This is a genomic window from Paenibacillus sp. ALE3 (genome assembly GCF_054113405.1).
The window spans coordinates 4,152,575-4,177,740 of record NZ_CM134214.1; the positions used below are offsets into that span (position 1 = coordinate 4,152,575).

Here is a 25,166-nt window from a genome sequence, read left to right on the forward strand (position 1 = left end):
ATCCACCGCCTAGGAAGATGTATTATTTTTATAGTAGGCCATAATCTCATCCAAATCGTTAATTGAAAGATGCTCATCGCTCACATCTGCGGGAGTCCATTCCTTCTCCTTCTTTTCAGAGCAATGCTCAATAATTTCTAGCAAACGACTTTGCAAGAAATTTCCCAATTTTTGAATACTCGATTCAGCATATTCACGACTGCTATACTCAATCCCGAGGGTTAATATCCCCTGTTCGATACTTCCATTAATATCAAGCACAAATGGTGTCTCGGTCTCCTCACTTACTGTTCGACCCGCAGAATACTTTGATTCGACAAATAAAGGCGCAACGGAGCCTGAATCAATCTGGCCGTGATAATTAAAGCGAATTTCAGGTGCAAAATGTCCCTGGCTAGTACTTTTCAAATCGTGTAGGGTCATATATTCCAGAATTCCGAAGTCAATGCCCTTATTAGGAACACGTCGCAACGCTTCCTTGGTCAGCTTAATTTGGTAAGCTAAATCGGTATTATGCTTCATATCCAGATGAATAGGATACATCGTAGTAAACCAGCCGACCGTTCTGGTTATATCTATATCATCAAAAATCTGTTCCCGTCCGTGCCCTTCCAACAAAATGGTAAATTCGTCATCATCAGTCCAGTCTCTCAATGCCAGCCCAAAGGCTGTCAACAGTAGATCGTTTACATTCGTACTATAAGCCTTGTGTACATCCTTCTGTAGACGATCTGTTTGTTGCTTGGAAAGCCTTACGTTGCAGATTTCCAGGTCTTTCCCTCTTCTGTCAGCGGCCGGATAGTCTTTATGAAGCGGTTTACTGGAATGACGGATTACATTCTCCCAATAACGTTTGTAACGAGCTGGACGCCCACCCTTTGCATCATCACCAAGGCGATGGGTCCAATCCTTCCATGAATGGGTCTTCGCCTGAAAGAGGATTTCTTCATTATTAAGTGCCTGCATATACCCCTGCTCCAAATCTTCCAATAGAATTCTCCAAGAAACTCCATCTACCACCAAATGATGAATCGCGAGTAGTAAGTGATCACCTTGAGCGGTGTGAAACAACCCCGCTTGCACAAGCGGACCGTTTTCTAAATTCATGCGCCGCTGAATCGCTTCGCTGAGGGTCTGGATTGCTTCTTCAATGGATGACTCATGGCTTACATCCAGAGCAGTAAGAGCATATGCCTTTCGATTCGTACCATGAATGATGGGAATAATTTTGTCCTGATTCGCTGTATATGTCATTCGTAAGGCATCATGATGCTCAGTCAGCTTACACAACACCTGATCGACCAGTTCTTCCTCCCACCCATTTTGGCTATACAACATAACGGCCTGGTTCCAATAGTTGGATTCCGTGAACTTTTGTTCAAAAAACCATCGTTGGATAGGGGATAGCTCAGCCTCTCCTTCAATAATCCCTTGCTCGGCTTGAACACTGACTGCTCTTAGATCTGGAGTCAGGCTACCTATCGTTTGATGACGGAAAAGGTCCTTAATTTCCATGCGATATCCGTGCTTACTTAGACGTGTGGAAATTTGAATAGCTTTAATCGAATCCCCGCCCAATTCAAAAAAGTTATGATTCGTTCCGATAGGAGCATAGCCAAGAACCTCTTGCCAGATTTCCGCCATCAACGTTTCAACCTTATTGGATGGAGGAATATAATCTACCTCAATCGACAGACTGTGATCAGGCTCAGGCAATGCTTTTCTGTCGATCTTACCGCTCGATAGATAAGGCATAGCTTCCATAGATACGATATAAGCAGGCACCATATACTCGGGAAGGACTTCTTTAATACGAGCCTTTAATGCTTGTACATTGAATTCCTGGGCATGTTCAACATAGGCGCATAAATAACTTCCCCCAGAACGGTCATCACGAGCAAGCACTACTGCCGTCTGTACCCCTTCGTAGGCCAGTATTGCCGCTTCAATCTCACCCAGTTCGATCCGGTAGCCCCGAATTTTCACCTGATGGTCAATCCGACCCATATATTCAATGTTTCCATCCGGCAGCCATCTCGCCAAATCTCCCGTCCGGTACATCCGTCCCTCTGACGTATATGGATCTTCTACGAACTTCTCCTCCGTCAGTTCTTTCCGATTCACATATCCTCGGGCTACGCAGTCCCCTCCAATGTGCAGCTCGCCCGGTACGCCTATTGGCTGCAATCGGTCTTTATGGTCCAAAATATACAATTTCACGTTATCAATCGGCTTCCCAATCGGAATACTCTCCGGTTCCTGTTCCGCAGGACAGTCGTAATACGCCACCTCTACCGTCGCTTCCGTCGGTCCATACAGGTTGTGCAGCGTGGCTCCTTCGGCTCCCAGCAAACGGTTAAACCGGCGGACATGCTCTGTCATCAGCGCTTCCCCGCTGGCAAATACTCGCCGTACACTCCGCATTTTCCCGGCGGCTCCGCTGTGCTCGATATACTCCAGGAACGCTCCCAGCATGGATGGCACAAAATGGATTGCCGTTACCCCGTTGGCCTCCACCGTTTCGGCTATCGTTGCCGGGTCTTTCTCGCCTCCTGGCTCCAAAAAGCATACTGTCGCTCCCTGAATCGCCCACGAGAACAGCTCCCACAACGATACGTCAAAGGTGTAGGGCGTTTTTTGCAGGATCACATCCTCCGCTCCAAACGGAATTCGTTGTTCCATCCAGTGCAGCCGGTTGATCAGTGAAGCGTGCTCAATCATGACCCCCTTCGGCTTGCCAGTGGAGCCTGACGTATATATCACGTACATCAAATCGGTTGAGCGGTTAACGGGTTCCAGGTTCTTCTCGCACTCTTCTCCTGTAAGCTCCATCCCCTCCATCAGCAGATTTTCGATAGCGATCAGCTCGCGATTGGCTCCGTGCGGATGAAGGCGGTCCAACTGATCCCGCTGGGTCAGCAGGATAGATGCCCCGCTATCCTCCAGCATGAATCCCAGCCGTTCTTCCGGGTCCGCTGGATGTAGCGGCAGATACGCCCCGCCTGCCTTCAAAATCCCCAGCAGGCCGACGATCATCTCCAGCGATCGATGAACTGCGATGCCCACCATCTGGTCGGGCCCGATCCCTTTCGTCCGCAGGACGTGAGCCACCCGATTCGCTTGGGCATTCAGCTCCCGGTACGTCAATTGCCGATCTTTGTATAGGGCTGCCGGATGTTCCGGTGTCCGCTCCACCTGCTCCTCAAACAATTGATGAATCGTCTTCTCCCTTGGATAAGGCGCAGCCGTCCCGTTGAATTTATTCAAAATCAATTCTTTTTCTACCACTGTTAACAAATCGGTATCACCTATGGTTTGTGTGCTATTAGCTACAAAAGACCTTAGCACCACCACCATATGATCCAAGAAGCGTTCGACAGTGTCCTTTTGGAACAAAGCACTGTTGTACTCCAAATTTAAATGAAGGTAGCTGCCTGTTTCTTCCGCGCTCAAGGTTAAATCAAATCGGGAAACACCTGGATTGAACGGAAACGGTTTGAATTCCAACCCACTAGATTGTAGGGGTTGCCCTTTTGTATTTTGCATAACAAACATGGTGTCGAAGATCGGGCTTCGGCTCACATCTCTCCGCAGCGCAAGCTTTTCGACCAATTGCTCAAAGGGATATTCCTGATGCTCAAAAGCAGATAAAACCGTTTCCTTAACTTCGTCCAGAAAAGCTGAAAGACTCTTCTCCGCTGAAGGGCTAGTACGTAGTGCCAACGTATTAACAAACATGCCGACGATCTTTTCTGTATCTGGATGTCTTCTCCCAGCAACCGGTGTACCGATGACAATGTCGTCTTGTCGTGCATGCTTGGACAAAACAACGTTATATACAGCCAGTAAAATCATGAACAATGTACTTTGAGTTTCAGCTGCAAGTTTGTGAAGCGGCTCTGTTATATCATCGCCCAGGATTCGGGATACCGTGTTACCTTCATAGCTTTGAATAGACGGTCTTGGGAAATCCGTTGGTAGCTCCAGTACAGGCGGATCATGTTTAAAGAGATCCAGCCAGTAGGATTCCTGCTCTTTAATAAATCCATGATTTATTTGCTCATTATGCCAGTTAGCATAATCTTTGTACTGAACGGATAGAGGCGGAAGCGCCTGTCCATCATATGCTTTTACAAATTCATCCATAATAATAGACATAGAAACGCCGTCCGAAATAATATGGTGTAAATCAACCAGCAGCATATTTTTGTTCTCTGCCAACGGGATCAGCTCGCCTCTTAATAAAGGGGCACGACTCAGGTCAAACGGTTGGACGAATTCACTTAGCACCGTTTCTATATGCTGTTCCTCTGAATCCTCTTTGCTGGTCAGACTATGAATTTTCAACTCAAATTCTACTTCGTCATGTACGCTTTGAACCGGCTCTCCGTTGATCCATGAGAAAGAAGTGCGCAATGCTTCATGCCTGTGAATCAGAGTGTTGAAAGCCATTTTCAACCGTTCCTGATCCAGATGGCCTTGAACGAGCATGACAGAAGGCATATTGTAAACCAGTTCCGCTCCTTCAAGTTGATGCAATATCATCTGACGTCTTTGCGAGGAGGAAACTGGATAATAGGTTTGATCAGAAAGTAGAGCAATTTCCGTAAATGTACCTGCCCCTCTCCCGATTGTACGTTCAATGAGTTTGCTCATGCTTTCCACAGTTGGGTACTCAAATATTTCACGCATAGGCAACTCGACCTGGAATTCTCGAATAATTTTCCCGATCAGTATTGTAGCCTTCAGCGAATGTCCACCCAGTTCAAAAAAATGGCTGTGTACACCTATGGGGCTCACATACAGAATATCCTCCCACAAACGTACTAGACGAGTTTCTGTATCTGTTCGAGGAGCTACAACCCCCTGCTCCCGAATCACATGATGGGGCTCAGGAAGCACTCCTCGGTTCACCTTTCCATTAGGCGTAAGAGGTATCGTAGCCATCTGTATCAGATGAGCAGGTACCATATACAAGGGCAGAGACGCTTTCAAAAAAGATCGTATTTCCTGTGTTAAGAGTTCATGGTCAGAAACAATATAAGCGCATAAATACGTTTCGTCCTCTTGGTCTTTTCTAGATAGAACAACGGCTTCTCTGATGTCATGATGAGAGAGCAGGACCTTTTCGATTTCTCCAGTCTCAATACGATATCCACGGATTTTCACCTGGTGGTCTGTTCTTCCGAGATACTCCACATTGCCGTCGGGGAGCCACTTTGCCAAGTCCCCTGTCTTATACATACGCTCTCCGAAAACGAAGGGACTATCCGTGAATCTTTCGTCCGTTAGATCGGGTTGATTAATGTAGCCTAGGGCTACTCCTGTACCAGCAATATAAAGTTCGCCCGGAATACCAACAGGAAGCAATCTCCCCTCCTGATCCAAAATGTACAACCGGGTATTGTCAATAGGCTTACCAATTGGAATACTCTGCAAATCATCTCCATCCGGGCAATCAAACCATGTTGCATCCACTGTTGCCTCCGTTGGTCCGTATAAATTATGCAGAGTTGTGCCATTCGGCTTTCGAAGCAGAGTATTAAACCGTCTGGCTTGCTTTACTGTTAGTGCCTCCCCGCTAGCGAAAACTCGTTTAATACTGCTGAGTTTCCCCTCTGCTTGGTGCTGCTCAACATACTCCAAAAAAACAGACAACATGGAAGGCACAAAATGAAGGGTTGTAATTTTCTGTTCTGCCACCGTGTCCACCAGTAGCTTGGGATCCTTCTCCCCATCAGGCGGAAGAAAGTAGACTGAAGCTCCGGCTATAGCCCACCAAAATAGTTCCCATACAGAAACATCAAAGGTGTAAGGCGTTTTCTGTAAAATGATATCGTCCACACCAATCGGATACTTTTTTTGCATCCAATGAAGTCGATTCACTATAGAGGTGTGACGAATCATAACTCCTTTAGGCTTACCTGTAGAACCGGATGTATAAATTACGTAAGCTAAATCTTCCGGCCCACTGTAAGGTTCAAGATTAGTTTTTTCAGTTGGCCAGTCTGCTCCGATCGCAAGCACGCTGATATTCGCTGAAATATCCTTCAATGTAGTTTGGATTTCCTGTTGCACCAGCAGGATGGAAGCACCGCTGTTACCCGCTATATATTGAATTCGTTCCAGAGGATCCTCTGGATTGATTGGCAAGTAAGCTCCCCCTGCCTTAAGAATAGCCATGATTCCGACTAACATCTCCGGTGAGCGATAGGCTGCAATCCCAACAATCTGGCCGGTTTGCATCCCTTTCATCCTCAAAACGCGAGCCAAACGGTTAGCCCGTTCGTTCAATTCCAGATAAGTTAGCCGCTCATCAGCGAATGCTGCTGCCAAACGATTCGGCGTCAGTGCCACCTGCTCTTCGAATAGCTGTTGAATCGTTTGACTTTGAGGATATAAGGCATCTGTATCATTAAAATCTCGCAGGATTCTGTGTTTTTCCTCGCCAGAAAGCAAATCAATATCATCCACATTCATATGCGGATTAGAAACTACCTGTTCAGCTATTTGTTTTAGGTGCAGTTCAATTCTTTCAATATCTGAAGCTTGATAAGCAATACTGTTATAGCCAAACTTAACTTTCAATTCTTTACCAGGAATGACTCCAATATTAAAATCATAATTCGTTTGCTCAAAGCCCTCGGTTTCCACAATTGAAACAAGCTGTTCTCCTTCACCACCAGCAAGCTCTTCAGTAATTGGGTAGTTCTCGAATGCTATGATATGGTGGATTAAGCTCTTGCCCAGTGGGGTTAGCATCTGAATATCAGCCAAGGATAGAAAATGGTACTTCCCCGATTCCATCATATTCTGCTGAAATTGCTTGATTATCTGGGAAAATGTTTGTGCTTCTTTATGACAAATACGTACAGGAATCGTATTAATAAATAATCCAACCATTTTCTCCGACCCTTCCAGCTCAGCTGGACGGCCGGAAACAACGGAACCAAATACCACATCTTTGGTGTTATTGTATCTTTGCAGCAACAGACCCCATATCCCATGAAATACAGAACTTAAGGTTACCTGATTTTGTTGTGCTATCATTTCCAAACCACGGGTTAACTGCCCGTCCAAGGTGAAAATATGGTTGTTCAGCTTGTAGCTTCCATCCTCAGTTGACTTGCTGCTAAGAGGTAAGCCACTTTGCTCTTCCACACCTGATAATTGTTGTTCCCAATAAGCAAGAGCTGTCTTCTTATTTTGCTGCCCTAACCAACTGATATACCGGCTATATGGAAATACTGCGTCCAATTCTGGCTTCTTCCCGAGGGAATAAGCCCTGTAAATTTGGAACAGATCCTTCGCAATTGTACCAATACACCAGCCATCCATAATGATGTGATGAAAGCTTAGAACCATTTTGCAGCTTGTATCACTTAATGCAAGAACACTTATCCGAATAAGGAGATCCTTTTCCAGATCAAAACGCATTTTCCGATCATTAATCGTAAAATTATCAACATATAAACGTTGTTCTGCTTCATTTAATTCCGTAATGTCTCTATAATCAATCGTTGCCTCTTTATTAGCCAGCACGACTTGTAACGGTTGGTCTGTTTCTTTATAAACAAACACAGTCCGTAACACATCATAACGGTCAATTAGGGTTTGGAAGCTTTCATTCAGCGTCTCTGCATTCAACCGTTCATTTAAGGTAATGACCGTTTGATCAAAATATGCTTCTGAGTGCTCGTCTAAAATGGAGTGATATAGAAGCCCCTCCTGCATGGGTGTCAATGGATAAATGTTTTGAATGAGTGCGTTTCTCATACGGCTCACCACTTTGCTACAAGTTTAGTTTGTTACTTAAAAGTTGGGACAGGTTCTGAAACTCATCGATTGACAATTTGTCATAGAGAAAATCAGTTGGACTTTGTTCCGTTACTTGTTTGCTGCAGCAATGGTCAATTAGATTCGTCAAATGTTTTTGGAATAAAAACAATATTCGTTCAATGGTTTGTTGCTGGTATTCTTGCTTGTTATAGTTGCATGTAATAATTAACTGTTTATTCTCATTAATAATGCAGTTGATATCTAACGCTACGGATCTTTCCGTAAAGGGACTAGCCTCTTCTCCTGAGGAAAATTTAGAAAGTGTAAATACATCTGTATCTAGTTCCGTATCAAAACGCCCCATATAATTAAAGGCAATTTCAGGAGCGGCTTGAAAGGCAGTCACACCAGACTCATTCACTTGAGCATAGTTTAATACCCCATACCCAAAGCCCTTGTTCGGTATCCTTCTAAGGCTATCTTTGATGTTCTTAATCTGATATGAAAGATCATGCGCATTGTCCACTTCCAGTAAAAATGGATACATTGTTGTGAACCAACCAACGGTTCTGGAAATGTTCATTTCCTGAAACACTTCTTCTCGCCCATGCCCTTCAAGATAGATCAACACACGAGACTGCTGAGTCCATTCTTTGATACTTAATCCAAGAGCAGTGAGCAAAATGTCATTAATTTCAGTATTGTAGGCCTGGTGCACCTGTTTTAATAATTTACTAGTGTTCTCATTATCAAGTGAGACACTTACATTTTCGCTATCACGCAACATATTGGTTTCATAGGAGTTATCTTTAGGTAACGTTCCAGACTCGGTTTGCTCCAGCTGTGTCCAGTATTCCAGTTCTTGTGCCAGCTCCTCGCTTGTTGCATATTGGCTTATTTCTTGTGCCCAAGAGCGGTACGAATCTGTTTTGTCTGGCAAGAGTAGTGCTGCCCCCTGCTGATATTGCTGATAAAGGGACGTAAAATCTTGTAAAATAATTCTCCACGAAACCCCATCAACTACCAGGTGATGAACCGCAATGAGCAGGTGATCTCCCTCAACAGTCCGGAATAATCCCAGCTTCATTAAAGGGCCGGTTGTGAGATCGAAGCTACTTTGAATAGCCGTTGCTTCTTGCTCAATCCATGCTTCTGCTGGTAGACCTTCAGGCAGTGATTTTATCGCCAAGGATAGTGGTTGATTGTTTAGCCCTTCATTGTATTGAACGATGCGATCTTCTCTCTGACAGAATGTCATTCTTAAGGCATCATGCTGTTTAATGATGCAGTCAAATGCAGCCACAATCCCTTGCTCATCAAAACCGTCTTCAGAAAATAGCATGACGGACTGATTAAAATGCTGAGGACTTATCTTCTGTAGATGGAAGAATCGCTGCTGTATTGGCGTTAAAGGCAGCTCTCCCTCAATAGCTTCCTGACTAATTTTCCGACGGATCACCTTAACGAATGGGCTCAATTGTCTAATCTGAGGGTACAAAAATAATTCTTTAATGCTTAGCTTGTAGCCATGTGTGTTCAAACGCGAGACGATTTGCAGACCCTTAATAGAGTCTCCGCCCAAATCAAAGAAGTTGTGAGTTGCACTCACGCCTGTTACGGCAAGCACTTCCTCCCATATTTGGGCCAGCAATACTTCAGTCTCACCTGTTGGTTCCACATACTCCACTTCTAAGGCACCGCTCCAGTCAGGTTCAGGTAATGCTTTACGGTTAATCTTTCCGCCAGGTGTAATGGGGATCACGTCAAGCGGAACATACACCGAAGGTATCATGTAATCAGGAAGCTCCTTAGCCAACTGCATTTTGATATGATCCGTATCTAATCGATTAGCTGAAACCACATACGCGCATAAATAAGAACTTCCCTTATTCTCTTTGACCATTACGACAGTTTCCTGAATATCAGCTATGCCTAAAAGATGATATTCAATTTCACTAAGCTCAATCCTATAGCCGCGAATTTTGACCTGAAAATCGGATCTACCCAAGAATGCAATATTACCGTCGGGCAAGTATTTAGCTAAATCTCCTGTTTTATAGAGCTTATCATAGCCAGGCATTGAATAAGGATTATCTATAAAGCTGGCCTTCGTTTTAGTCGGATCATTCAAATATCCAATCCCAAGTGGTGTACCTGCAATATACATTTCTCCTGCGATTCCTACGGGAACCCTTTTTAGTCCAGGGTCCAATATATAAATCTTGGTATTGGCAATTGGCTTTCCGATAGGAATTCTGTCTTCATCTCCTGTCACTCGATAAGCAACACAGCCTATACTTGCCTCCGTTGGACCATACAGGTTCGTGATTTGAACATGAGGAAAAATGGTTAAAAACGTATGAACCGTCGATGGCGTAATTTCTTCACCACCAAGAATAACTTGTTGAAGAGAATCCAATTGCTTGGTTCGAGTTGAATTTTGGTCCAACTGGTTGACAATAGCATTAAATACGGATGGAACGAAGTCTGTAAAAGAAATACGCTCCTGTTCAATGATATTCGTCATGTACGTAGCATCCACGGTCATGCCTGTTTCCGGCAACACGGTCGTTCCACCGTTCATTAATGGCCAAAACAATTGCCATACCGCGCTGTCGTATACATGATGAGTCGTCTGGAGAACACTTTGTGCAGCCGATGTTCCAAAATAGTCGTTCATCCATAGAAAACGATTGGTGATTCCTTTATGGGCAGCAATAACCCCTTTGGGTTTGCCAGTTGAACCCGAAGTAAAGATTACATAGATTGGTGATTCCATATCTACATCTACTGCCGGGTTACTGATAGCGTTACTCCTCTTTTCGACTACAGAGCAGTCTATAACTAGATACTCTTCAGCATTTATTTCTGAACTGATAGGTGTACTTGGATTGACCAATAGGGTAGAACTTCCCAAATCCTGCAGGGCGCTCTGTAAGCGGTCAATAGGCCACTCTGTATCAAGAGGCGAAAAAGCAGCACCTGTTTTCATAACAGCCAGTATGGATACTACCAGTTCCAAGCTCCGTTCCATGAGTATAGGCACATAACTTCCAAGTCCAATTCCTCTAGCCAACAAATTGCTTGCTATCGCGTTCGCCTGATCATTTAACTCCTTGTAGGTCAGCACCTGATCTTGATAGATAACAGCTTTAGCATCCGGTCTTCTATCAGCCTGCTCCTCAATATAATGATGTATGGGTCTTGGCTGTGGATAAGCTGTATGAGTGCTGTTATACCGTTCCTCCATAGCAGCCGCTTCTGTTGCGCTTAGAAGATTAATATCAGTCAATGCCATATCAGCGTTTTGGACTACTTCCTCCAATACATTCAGGTAATGCTCGACGAGAAGCTCAATTGTTTCTTTTTTATACAGTTTTGTACTGTACTCAAATTCCAGATGAACTCTCTCAGCCTTTTGTTCGGCATTCAGTACAAGATCGAATTTGGAAATACCCGTTTTGAACGGATATAGCTCAAAATTAAGGTTATCGGCTTGCCACTGCTGTGCATCCGTATTCATAAAGGAGAACATCGTGTCAAACAACGGATTTCGACTCAGGTCTCTCTTGATGGACAGCTTATCAACCAGTTCGGCAAATGAATACGATTGATTTTGCAGAGCTTGCAGCGTGTTTTCTTTTACTTCGTTCAAAAAGGTTTTGAAGCTCTTATGACTAGCCGGATGGTTTCGAATAGCCAGGGTATTGACGAATAACCCTACGATCCCATTGGTATCTGCATGCGTTCGTCCAGATGTTGGAATGCCGATTACGATATCTTCCTGTCCCGCATATTTCCCCAGCAGCACATTATAGGCAGCAAATAGAAGCATAAAGAGTGTGCTATCTGTTTGAATACACGTGAGATTCAACTGTTCTATAAGCTTTTCGGACAGTTCGACTTTCACCATATCTCCAACAAAACTCTGCAATTGTGGCCGCTGATAGTCTGTAGGAAGATCTAGTACGGGAAGTTCTCCTTTATATTGATCAAGCCAATACTGTTCTTGCTTTGCATGAATTTCTGTATTCGATCTGAGCCAAGCAGAGTAATCTTTGTATTGAAGCGGTAAAGCGGGAAGTTCTTCTCCCTTGTACAGCTTGTTCCATTCGTTAATAATAGTGTCGATAGAAGTACCGTCAGCTATCAAATGGTGCATATCAATAAGAAGCATAAATTTATCACGATCCATTTGAAGAAGCTCTGCCCGAAATAGTGGGGCTTTACCAACATCAAAAGGACGGATGAAATTATGGATCAATGTATCTATGCCCTTTGGCGTAATATCACCAGCAGCCCGGGCAAAGCCAAGTTCAAAGCTTACCTCTGGTTGTACAAATTGCACCGCTCTATCATCCACGTATCCGAACGAGGTCCGAAATGCTTCATGCCGGGCTAATAATTGTTCAAAGGTACGCTCCACTCTTCTTCGATCTACATGACCTTCGATCATCAATGCTGCCGACATGTTGTAAGCCACACCCGTCTCATCTAGCGGTAGCACGGCCAACAATCTGGATTGTGCTGGAGAAACCTCATAATAAGCTCCCTCAGTCACTGCCTCAATTCGTTGGTAATCTGTGGGTTTGGCAGCAAGAATCTTCTTGGAGAGCGCTTCGATTGTTGGTGCCCCAAATATATCTTGAGTTGAAATTTCGATATGAAAGACCTCGTTGATTTTCGCAGTCAACAGGGTCGCTTTCATCGAGTGCCCACCTATTTCAAAAAAATGATCGTGTATACCAATCGGAGAAATCTCCAGCAGATCCTGCCACATTTCGATCAATAGCTGCTCCGTTTCATTATTGGGCCCAACGTGCTGTAATTCTTTGCTAGAATGCTCCCCTGGTTCAGGTAATGCACTTTTACTAACTTTGCCGTTTGCTGTCAGCGGCATCGCATCCAACAAGAATACATAGGCTGGTACCATATAATGAGGCAGGCTTGACGACAGATAGTCTTTCAAAACATCTACTGTAACCGATTCCCGCAAAACGGCATAAGCGCATAAATACGGATTGTCATCTGTTCCTTTAATCACTACTGCTGCCTCTTTTACCGCTCTATGAGCCAACAATGTGTTTTCAATTTCACCTGGCTCAATCCGGTAGCCCCTGATTTTAACTTGTTGATCTGCGCGGCCAAGATACTCTAGCGTTCCGTCAGGTAACCATCTCGCTAGATCTCCTGTTCTGTAGAGCTTCATATTGTCCAAATAAGGGTGTGGGATAAATTTCTGCGTCGTAAGCTCAGGACGATTACGATATTCTCGCGCCATTCCTTTACCCCAAACGCATAATTCTCCTGAAAGCCCTATTGGCCGCAACTGCAAGTATTGATCCAGAATGAGAACGCCCGTATTAGGAATCGGCTTTCCAATACACCCCACTTCTTCAGGCCCCATATCTCGTAACATCGTTGTAACTACACTATTTTCTGTTGGACCATACTCATTGAACAATTGAATGCCAGGATGTTTGGCTTGGCTGGCTTCTATCAACCGTTTCGTTGCTTTCTCACCGCCTAACGTTACAACCTTGAGAGACTTGGCTTCATCTGGAGTCAGACCCTCTATAATAGACATGTACATGGAAGGAGTACACACGAGATGTGTAATATGATTTGATAAAATTAAGGTCTTCAGAGCCGATAATTCACTCAGTTCCTCATTTGTAGGCAGCACTACCGTACTTCCAGACAGCAGCGGAGTAAAAAAGGCACCCACAAAAGCATCAAATGAGCTAGACAGCATTGGCAGGATACGGTCTGTTGCTTCTAGTGCATATTCATTTATTCTCCAAGATAACGTATTTAATATCGCTCGATGCTCAATACAAACTCCTTTAGGAGTACCGGTTGAGCCTGATGTATAGATCACATATGCCAAATGACTTGAATCCGATTCCCACTTTGAAGACAACTTGCTTTCTGTTTTATACCACTCATCATCGTCCATATTTAGGACTAAACCTTCATAAGTTGTAGCATTGTAATTAGATGAGTCATTCAACAACAGGAGAGCAGCCCCGCTATCCTCAAGCATAAAGTGAATTCGTTCTTCTGGATAAGAACTGTCGATTGGAAGATAGGCGCCACCGGCTTTTAAAATAGCCAACATACCAACGGCCAAATCTAATGAACGGCCCGCCATTAAGCCGACTACAGTTTCTGCCCCTACTCCCCGCTTCATTAATGCCCTCGCCAGCTGATTTGATTTCTCGTTCAGCTCTTTATAAGTAATCACATGTCCCTGATGAACTACAGCTACATGATCCGGACTTTTGAGAGCTTGCTCTTCGAATTGCAAGTGCAACGTTTCTTGTTTCTCCACTATAGATGAAGAGGACAGATCAAAAGTGTTAAAGCCGTGTATTAGCTGCAACTTCTCTTCCTCAGGTAACCATTCCAACTTCCCAATCTCGCTCCAAGGTTGTTCTAAAATGGAGCGTAATATTTGTATATAGAGACTAGCAAGGCGATCAATCGTTTCTGATCGAAACAATTGGGTACAATAATTGAAGCGTAAGGCTAGACCCTCCTGCCATTCGTCAGCACTTAGTACCAAATCGAATTGGGAAATCCCTGGATTGAATTCACTTGGATGAAATTTTACTCCATTGGCTTCAAGAGAACTCATTTCAAAATTCTGCATGACAAACATCGTATCAAACAAAGGATTGCGTCCTTGGTCACGGCGGATATCCAGTCTCTCAATCAACGCTTCAAAAGGATAGTCTTGATAATCCATAGCTCGCAGAGTCGTTTCCTTGACCTCTTGCAAAAACGAATGAAAACTCCGCTGAGGAGACGGACGGTTCCGCAAAGCTAACGTGTTAACAAACATTCCTATCATCGTTTCCGTGTCCGGATGCTGGCGTCCTACCACCGCTGTTCCTACAATAATATCTTCCTGACCCGTATACTTTGCGAGCAGTATATTGTAAGCCGCAAGCAGGATCATAAAGGCCGTAGTCCCCGTATTTTTGGCAAGTTTCTTTAATTCCTCTGTCATTGCTGAAGTGATGTTATACGATAATACAGCCCCTTCGTAGCTTTGATGTAATGGTCTAGGGAAGTCCGTAGGCATTGCCAGTACAGGTAATTCTCCGTTCAAAACATTTTTCCAATAATGTTCCTGTTCAAACAAACGGTTGCTGGTATATTGTTCCTTTTGCCATGCAACAAAATCTTTATATTGAATTTGGATCGGAGCTAACATTTCACTCCGATACAGCTGTACGAGTTCATTAAGGAAAATGGATAACGAAAGCCCATCTGCAATACTGTGATGCATATCCATGACCAACATATGTTTATTAGCTTCAAAGCGAAACAATTCTGCTCTGAAGAGTGGCCATTGGCGCAGGTCAAACGGACGGACAAACAATCGACTCATCTCGTCTGCATCTTTCTCCAATATTTCGGTGACTTTGATTTCAAAAGCCGGCTCATCATGAATGACTTGTACAATTTCGCCATCCACGATATTAAAAGAAGTACGAAATGATTCATGACGCCGAATCAAATCCAGGCAAGCCTTCTGAAGACGGGGGATGTCTAGATCCCCCTCAATACGCACCTGGCCCGTAATATTGTAAGCTGTACCTATCCCCATATCCTGCAAGACAAACATACGTCTTTGGGCATCAGATACTGCATAATGCGTACATTCTTCGAGCTTTTTAATAGAAACGGCTGTACCTTGTTTGGCTCCTTCGATCACCTTGGTCAAGGCCGAAACTGTCGGTGAATGAAAAAGTACATTCAAGGGGATTCGTTTGCCAAACTCTTGATGAACTCGGGAAAGCAAGAGAGTCGCCTTCAACGAATCTCCTCCTAGATCAAAGAAATTGTCATCAGATCTTACACGATTCAATCCCAGCACCGTTCCCCAAATTCCCCCTACTTTTCTCTCCGTGCTACTAACTGCCTCAACAGGTTCTTTGCTAACAGCTTGTTTCATAGTAGAAATTTGCGACAAGTCTACATATCCCTGCGAATTTAAGGGCATGTTTTCAAGCTGAACGATCTGTTGAGGTACCCATTGGTCTTGCAAATGATTTCGCAATTGCTTGCGTAGGATTTCCTCTATTCCATCATTAATACTCGTAACATATGCAACCAAATGGGTGTCTGCTCTGTCCTCTGTACTCTGAACTATCACTTGGCACTCGCTAATTTGTGGAATAGAGGTAATAAATCGTTCAAGCTGTTCAGTATATATGGCATGTCCTTTTATATAGGCTCGCTTCTGAACAGGTCCCAACAGTCGCAATTCACCGTTTGCGGTTCGCAAAGCCAGGATTCCTGTCGGTAAATACACTGAATTTTCGGAAGGAGAATCGTTTTCCTGTACTACATGCAATTCCCCGATCGTCCCCACAGGCGCAGGTTGCAGATAATGATCCAGTAAATAGATGGCTCTTGGTGAATCGTTGTCCGTGATGCCGCTGGATTCGAGTTCCACATAGTCCCTGTAGTTTTTAACCCCATATTTCAGTTCATCCTGATTTAAGAGGGAGATATCTACAAAATCCCGTTCCTGCCCATCAGCAATCGTATTCAGGATGTGTAAAAAATACTCTGCCCAAATCTGCATTGTTTCCGGTGCGGCCAAGCTGGCTTTAATATCAAAATCAAACCAAAGCTCTCCCTCGACCTCCATCACATTGAGAAACATGTCATATTTGGAGTACAGGATCGGCGTCGGTATCAATTCGACGTCCAGTCCATGAAAATGAAAATTCTGCATTGGTCGATCCATATTGAAGATGACATTCATCTCAGGTATCCGTATGTTCTCAATACGCTCAATCAGATCAGCAAAAGAGTAGCTTTGAAGCGGTTCGACCTCCTGCATGACTTGCTTAACTTGTGCCATATACTTAAATAAAGAATCTTTACTGGTAATATGGCTCACAATCGGCAGCATGTTAACACAGTTACCGATCAAATTAATTTGTTCCATTCTAGACTGTCCAGAGGTAGGAATACCTACTACTATCGTTGTGTTTCCAGTTAAGCGGTGCAGAAACACCTTATATGCACTCAGCAGTGTAACAAACAAGCTGTTACCCGCTTTAATGCTAAGCTTTTTCAACTTTCTCGCCAGCGTACTGTCTGCCCGAATATTTATTCTTCTTCCTCTATACGATGCTTTCTTCATGCCACCGTCCTCAGACGGAATGTCCATGGCGACAGGGACGGAATCCAATGTCCGTGCCCAGTAAGAAACTGCCTCACTCACTCCTGCATGTTCTAGCTCCAACTGTTGCCAAGCTTGAAATTCTCTGAATTTTGGCGGTACAGGCAACGTGACTATATTTTCACCTTTGCAGAAAGAAGTGTAGGCTTGCTCCCATTCACGGATAAATACTGCCATCGACCAACCATCAGCAACAATGTGATGAAATGTGAACACCACAATATGTTCTTCCGGTTGTAAACGTAAAATGTGAGTTCGGAACAGCGGATCTTTGGACGTCAAATCAAACGCCCTTTTCCCCTCTTCCTCAAACCATTGCTTGACCTTTTCTTCGTGCTCTGATGGAGGAGATCCTGAGAAATCACTCAGTGAGATGACCACATTCACGTTGTCAAGAACATGCTGTTCTTCGCCATCGAGGTCAATAACCGTCCGTAGCGAATCATGCCGGTTCACAATTGCTTGAACTGAACGTTTTACAGTATCAAGCTGCAGTTGACCCTGCATCCGCAAGGCTGCTATTTCATTGAATGCAGTGGATGAATCACTTCTGGATTGCGTAGCAAACCAAATTTGCTGCTGCTCCTTTGTTAAAGGGAACGATGAGGATTCGATGGGAACCACATTATTTTTTCGGTTTCCATTTCCATCCGGTGATGGCGTATTGTCAGGTAAGAATCCCCCTTTTCTCAATTCCTCCACGCTTTCCTTTACAGCCTGTGTAATTTTTTGAAGGTCCCCATCTGTATGAGCAGTCGATAAAAAGCAATTGCGACCTTCCCAAATGTAAATTCCCTTGTCAATCAGCAGATGGAAAAAGAGCTCAATGTCGCCAAACGAAACAAACCGGAATAGTGAGCCATAGTTCACCATGTGGATAGGTACACTATTTTGTTTAAAATAAGTATTCAGCTCTGCTACCCATTCGTTGGTTCTTCGGTTCAGTTGTTCCTGAAGATTCGGCCCTTCAGACTTCAAATATTTCAAAGTCGCTAGAGCCGTGTGCATGGTCAGCGGATGTGTGCAGAAAGTACCGCCTACGAATGTTTTAATATTCGTATTTTCCGGATAGGAGTCGTCTCCGAACGACCACACACCTCCATCTACAGTGTCCATAAACTCTGAGCTTCCGGCGACAATGCCAACAGGCATACCTCCACCCGCCACTTTTCCGTAAGTAACTAGATCAGCTTTAATTCCAAACCAGGCCTGAGCACCTCCTGGATGAATTCTAAATCCTGTAATTACTTCATCAAAAATAAGTGCCGTTCCCGAATTTGCTGTGATCTCGCGAATTTGCTTCAAGAACTCCTTTGGTTGCAAATCCGGTCTGCGACTCTGTACAGGCTCAACCAATACGGCAGCAAGTTCATGTGCATAATGTTTGATAGCTTTTATAGAATCCGGGTGATTATAAGGGAGTACAATAACATCCTCCATCATGCTCGAAGGAATTCCCGGTGCCATGGGTAACGCCTCTCCTCCGCTTGAGTTCGGATCGGACACAGCCAGTACACCATCGAACGTTCCATGGTAAGAACCAGCAAACAGCACTATTTTGGAGCGTCCTGTAGCCGCTCTAGCCAAACGTAAAGCAACCATAACAGCTTCTGACCCCGAATTATAAAAGGCAACCCGCTCCACACCTGTCAGCTCGCTAATCAAGGCAGCAACCTCACCTGCTGTATTTGACATAGGGCCGATCGAAGGCGTACGGTCGTGCACATTGCTCCGCAAAGTATCGGTTAGCCAAGCTGGGTTATGACCCAGTAAATGAACCCCGAAGCCCATAGTTAGATCAATGTACTCATTCCCATCTACATCCCATATCCTTGAACCCGAAGCGCTCTCTGAAATGATAGGATATACGATTTCTTTCCAATAGGACCGGAACCCAGACACATGACGATTATTAGCATGAACCAATCGACTATCCTGTGTGTATTTCTTGGACCCGCGGGTTCGTTGAGTATATCGTTTAATAAAACGCTGTAAGAAATCATTTTGCCGCCCACTGTATCCACTTTCCTCACCGATCAGTAGAGGTTGATAGGGTACAAAGGGTTTGGATTCAGTAGTTGTATTCACTTTAATTGTAGAAGTGATAGGCACGTCAGTTGCCACAGCATGCAGAGTTGTAGGCTGAACACTGACTGTGTCTTTGTTTGTTGTTAACGGTGCAGCCTGAATAGTTCCCCCTTGACCGCCACTAAGCATCTCTAGTTGTTTGGTCAACACTTGAGTAAGTCCAAGCTGTTGGTTGTTCAGTAATTCAATTTGTTGAGAGAGTAACTTTTCCAGGCCACCAAACTCGGACGAAGACTTTGCAGCAACCGTATTTTCTGGATTGACTTCTGTCCGATCATCGACCGTACTTAGAGCATCAGCAGCCGCTACCGATTGGGTGGTATATGTCAAATCTGAAATAAACGTTGTTAGACGATCCAGGTTTGTAACACTTTCAAAGAAGTGGTTCATGGGAACATCCACATTAAATTGTTCTCTAATTTCTTTTTGAACTTGAACTAGCATAATTGAATCCAAGCCCATTTCGAGAAAATGCATCTGTTCATCCAGTTGTTCCACCGTAAAACCGGAAACTTTACTGATTACATCTTTTAATACTTTGGAAATCTTCGCTGTGTAGTCTAGCTGATCTGTAGCTTGCAGTTCTTTTGGATACGCGGACTCCATACTTTTCTCCTCCCTGCCTACGTTACTTATCTGCACTACTTTTGGAGTAAACCAGCAACGATTTCGTTCAAAAGGGTACAAAGGCAGCGACTGGATTATTTTGATATCATCCGCATAAAGCGCTTGCCACGGAATAGCCATACCTTTGACGTACAGTTCACCCAATTGGCGTAGAGCGTGAACATCTGTATGTGCACTTGCTCTAATGGCTGTAATCAATCGACCTACCGTATCATCTTTTTCCCGTTTATGATCAACGCTCTGTTTATGAGAACCTATATACATATCAGGTGTATTCTCTCGTTTGTTCCCGGAAGTCCATCGCTCCAACTTGTGTAATAAATCCTCTGGACTGGAAGTAATAACTGCTAATTTATGTTCCATATGAGCTCTGCCGATATGTGTGGTATAGCACATCTGCTCCAAGGAAACCGCTGGATTTTGGCGTAAATAGTCCACATATCCCTCAACCAAATGATGCAGACTTCGCTCATTTTTTGCAGAAACCGTAAAAAGATGAATGCCATCCGGCGTGTTTACAGAATCATCATCTGTTCGCGTTTCTATAAACTCTTCCATAACAACATGAGCATTTGTTCCACTGAAACCAAAAGAACTTACTCCGCAGCGAAGTGGGGCATCATTTGAACTTAAATCCGCTACTTCTGTCGTTAAATAAAACGGCGACAATTCAAAATTAATACGGGAACTAGGCCTCTTAAAATGAACCAACGGAGGATTCTTCCTCGTTTGCAGCATCAGAACTGCTTTAATAAGACTGGATATTCCTGCTGCTTCAAATAAGTGACCAATATTGGGTTTGACAGAACCGATTGCACAAAATTGTTTTTTATCCGTATATTTTTCAAAGGCTTGTGTCAATCCCGCGATCTCAATAGGGTCCCCCAGTTTAGTTCCCGTTCCATGAGCTTCGATAAATGATAGAGTTTCCGGGTGAATAGCCGCATCATTCCAAGCGGCCTCTACCACTTCTGCCTGTGCGGAAGGACTAGGTGCAGTAATACCTACCGTTGTACCATCCTGATTCACCGCACTTCCTTTAATCACAGCATAAATACGATCTCCGTCTTGCAATGCTTGATCGAGAGGCTTCAACAGGACCGCTGCAACCCCTTCTCCCACACCTGTTCCATCCGCCTCTGCATCAAAGGTACGAGCTCTGTAATTTGGCGATTCCATATCTAGTCCCAGCTTCACTGGCAATAGCATCGTTCGGATTCCTCCAGCGATCGCCATCTTGCAATCCCCCGTCGCTAACGCCTTACAAGCCATATGAATCGCGACAAGTGAAGAGGAGCACGCCGTATCTACTGTTACTGCTGGACCTTTTAAATTAAGAAAGTACGAAATCCGACTTGCCAGCACTGACGGCAAATTTCCAACAATATACTGGTGAAATTTGTCCGGTTCTCCTTTAGAGAGCATCCGCTCATAATCGTAGCCCACTTTTGAGAAGCCGACGTAAACTCCTACCTTTTGTCCATGAATCCGATCCCCTGCATAGCCCCCATCCTCAAGTGCATGCCATGCAGTCTGAAGGAATGATCTCTGATTTGGGTCCATATAGCTTGCTTCCACAGGACTCAGCTTGAAGAACGCATAATCAAATTTATCAATTTCTTCTAGGAAGCCGCCTTCTATAAACTCTTCTTCTCCCTTCCTTTGATCCACAACTGATAAATAATCGATGGCGTCTTGCTTACGTTGAGAGCTTAAGTTCCCGATACAGTCATCGCCCTGAACAATATGATCCCAATACTGTGACACAGATGAAGAACCAGGTAAGTCCAAAGAAAGCCCAATAATAGCCACGTCCTTGCTATGGTTGTGATCCGTATCATCTGTAGGAATATGCTGTTGTTCAGAATCGGCAGGGCTCGCCAAAAATTCTGCCAAGTGAGCTATTGAGGGGTGATCAAACAAATCGGTAACTGCAAGCTTAATCCCCAGCTGATTTTCAATTTTGTCTGTAATCTGAACCAGTTGTAGGGAATTGGCTCCTAAATCAAAATAGCTATCTCTCGTATCAACCTCTTCCCTAAGTAATACCTCGCAGCAAATATCGTGAAGTACTTTTTCGATCTCAAACGAAAGTGTAGGCAATTTTTGATTTTTGTTTTCTTGCTCCATGATCCCTTTTAAAACTATCGAAGTCTCCTGATAATGTCCCGCTTCATACTGAGCCGCAAGCTTATACCTCTGTAACTTCCCACTGGTCGTTTTGGGCATTTGCTTAATAGGTATAATATCGTGAACCGCCCATCCTCCATGACGATACAAATGTTTTTTTAATTGAGATGCAATTGGAGAAAATTTTTCTATCGTCTTTTTGGATACGACAAATACCACAATTTCCTCTGATTCCATCCCATTTACACGAACTCCACACGCCGCCACACGATTAAGTTCGACTCCTTCTACTTCCTCAGCGATACGCTCGATGTCATGAGGGTAAACGTTCTGTCCATTTACAAATATGATATCCTTTGCTCTCCCTGTGACGACTAATTGACCTTCACGGAAGAACCCCAGATCGCCAGTTCTCACCCATCCATCTAACGTCAAAAGTTTGGATGTCGAATCTTCGTTGTTATAGTATCCTTTTGTAACATTTTCACCTTTGATTTGTATGTGCCCAATAACGCGATCTGCGACTTCTGCATCCTCGTCATTGCATATTCTGATTTCACAATAATCTAACGACTGACCGACCACAACAAATGGCAGAGCATTATGAAAAGTCTTGTCTACCTCCAAGACGGACTCTCCAATGTTTAAGTGCTTACGATCAACATAAACGGTTATATATTCAGTATCGATTGGCGGGATAGCAACTGCAACCGATGCTTCTGCTAAACCATATGATGTTCGCATAGTCGTTCTTTTTAATCCAAAAGGAGCTAATTTGTCAAGAAAGGTGTCACACAATTCAGGAGAGATAGGTTCAGCACCATTGATGATGGCACGGATCTTGGACAGGTTCCAGTTCTTCACTTTTTCAGGTTTGAAAAATTGCATGAAATACTTATATCCGAAGTTTGGCGATGAAATAATGCTTACTTGATGTTCACTAGCTTTTTTTATCCAAAGTACTGGCTGACGAATGAACAGCGAAGTTGGCATAATATACTGATTCACTCCAGCAACTAATGGGGTAATATGATTGTAAATTAAACCCATATCATGGGTTAGAGGCATCCACTGCAAGAACGAATCTTGCTCTGTGACGACTGTCCTATTTATAATTCCACTTGTGTTATGAATGAGATTATGATGTGTAAGGATGACTCCCTTAGGATCACCTGTGGAACCGGAGGAAAACTGAATAAATGCTATATCCTCCAATTGAGGGGTGTGTATCTTTGCAAAGGATTGCTTGGGTTGTTCATGGTCTTGAAGAAGTAATTGATGACGATGACGAATGTTTTCGAATAGGTCATCTTGGTTGCTTTTCAATGTATATTTCTCAAGGTCTTTTAATATTTTGGGCTCGATGAGTAAAAAAGGATCGTTAAGAACATCCCAAATTTTAAAAAGTTTCATTCTATGCTCATCATTGTTACCGATGCTGACAGGTACCGGGATCATACCACCAAGAATGCAAGCCCAAAACGCTTTCACAAAATGATGATTATTTTCTATTTGAAATACGATTTCCTGTCCCTGCTTAACTCCTGCATCCTGAAGATTCCCCAGAAATGCTAGAGCTTCCCAATATAAATCTTTATAAGTAAGTGTTGTTTCGTTTTGATCCGATTCAATAAAAGTAATAAATTTATGATCACACTTTCCCCGTTCTGTAATAACATCAACCAGTGTTTTGAACCTATTTGTATACATGCTATTCCCCCGTATATCGTAAGATTTATTAGCTTCCAGTTAATAAATTTACAATCTCCAACATCATTGATGAATCTTATTTAGAACATATTAAGAATCGTCTGTTGTTCTTGCTCGGGCACTTGCTTGGTAGTGAGAATAGTACGAATTAGCTCTAACACCTCTGTATTAACCGCATTATAAACGGTGTCATTTTTATGACTTTGAAGTTGATTGATCCGATTTCGAATCTGCTGACTAGGGTAAACAACCCCCTCCATATGTTGTTTGTAATCCCCATTTCGATTTCGTGCAATAAGCGCTGCTGCAAAGCCTTCCTCCAGACGCTCAAGTGTAACTTTGCGTGTAGTTTGCTGCTTACTTAGCCACTTGTCCACCTCTTTTAAAGAAGAACTGGTATTAACAGAAAAAGTGGAGATACTCGGATATCTTTCTTTCATCAGCTGTCCAAGTACTTTTCTCGGACCTAATTCTAACGCAACGGTAATACCGTTCTGATATAAATAATCCATCGTATCTGTCCAGCGTACGGGGCTTATCATTTGCTTGTACAGCAATTCATAAATCGAGAATTCATCATGTGGTAAGGCTGTTACATTGGAAACAACCGGCCACCTTCCCTTGCGTAGCGGGAATTTCTTTAGTTCTACGGCAAGCTTATCTGCTGCAGGCTTCATCAGAGTACTGTGAAAAGGCCCGCTTACTGTTAAATAGTTAACCTTACTTTGTTCTAGACGTTTGATTTGCTCCACTATTCGAGCCATAGGTTCTGTATGTCCCGATAGCACGTACTGATTGTTTGAATTGTGACATGCAATAGATATAACATCACGATCCGTAGATATCTCTTGACATAAGCTCTCCAGAATAGAAGCAGAAACATTCGCAACAGCAACCATAGTCCCTACCCCGTTAGCTGTAGCCTGCTGCATGAGCATTCCTCGTTTTCTCACGATTTGAAGTCCATCTTGAAAAGAGAAAAAACCGCTGCACACCAATGCTGAGTATTCTCCTAAACTATGCCCAGCTAACAGTTGAGGTTCCAGTTCCAGTATTTCTCTGCTAGCATAATATGCAGCAAGGCTGGCAGTAAGTAAGGCTGGCTGGGCATTCATGGTCTGAAGAAGCTCTTGGGAATCTCCCTCAAAACAAAGTTTTGAGAGTTTTACACCTAAGGTATCATCCGCTTCTTCGAATAAACGCTTTACCACATTAAAATTATCCCATAGTTCTTTACTCATTCCTACATATTGCGAACCCTGCCCAGGAAAAATAAAAGATACTTTATTCATCTGAAAACCATTCATCTGAAAACCATTCATCTGAAAACCATTCATCTGAAAACCTCTTCTCCAGTGAGCTTTCTGAATATGTGTACTTTTAAAATTTAACTTCTGTTGCAAGTTATAACCTTTGTAGTATTAAAGCAGAAATTTATGATCGACATAATTAATGAAAAAAGGAATCATTTAAAAACAAATTAATCATATGTAATCACCGTGTACTAGCATTTAATCAGCTTGTATTAATAATTTATAAATCGTTATTCCAACCCATGTTCTACTCCTTTTACGAATTAAAATAACGATTTATTTCAACAAAGTCAATGAATAAGTCAACCTCC

At 43.4% G+C, this 25,166-nt stretch carries 3 protein-coding genes; all 3 read right to left on the minus strand.

Annotation, left to right across the window (positions count from 1 at the left end; all coding sequences use genetic code 11):
• Window positions 1–9: 9 nt before the first annotated feature.
• Window positions 10–7,776, minus strand: coding sequence for an amino acid adenylation domain-containing protein (locus ACXHJ2_RS18505; RefSeq protein ID WP_457874271.1), 7,767 nt, complete (start codon window positions 7,774–7,776; stop codon window positions 10–12).
• A 16-nt stretch (window positions 7,777–7,792) separates the two neighbouring features.
• A complete protein-coding gene (locus tag ACXHJ2_RS18510) occupies window positions 7,793–23,542 on the minus strand; it encodes a non-ribosomal peptide synthetase (protein ID WP_165082675.1) in 15,750 nt (5,249 codons plus the stop codon).
• Between the two features lie 80 nt (window positions 23,543–23,622).
• Window positions 23,623–24,879, minus strand: a complete 1,257-nt coding sequence (gene fabD / locus ACXHJ2_RS18515) for an ACP S-malonyltransferase (RefSeq protein ID WP_238791090.1) — start codon at window positions 24,877–24,879, stop codon at window positions 23,623–23,625.
• Between the last annotated feature and the right edge of the window lie 287 nt (window positions 24,880–25,166).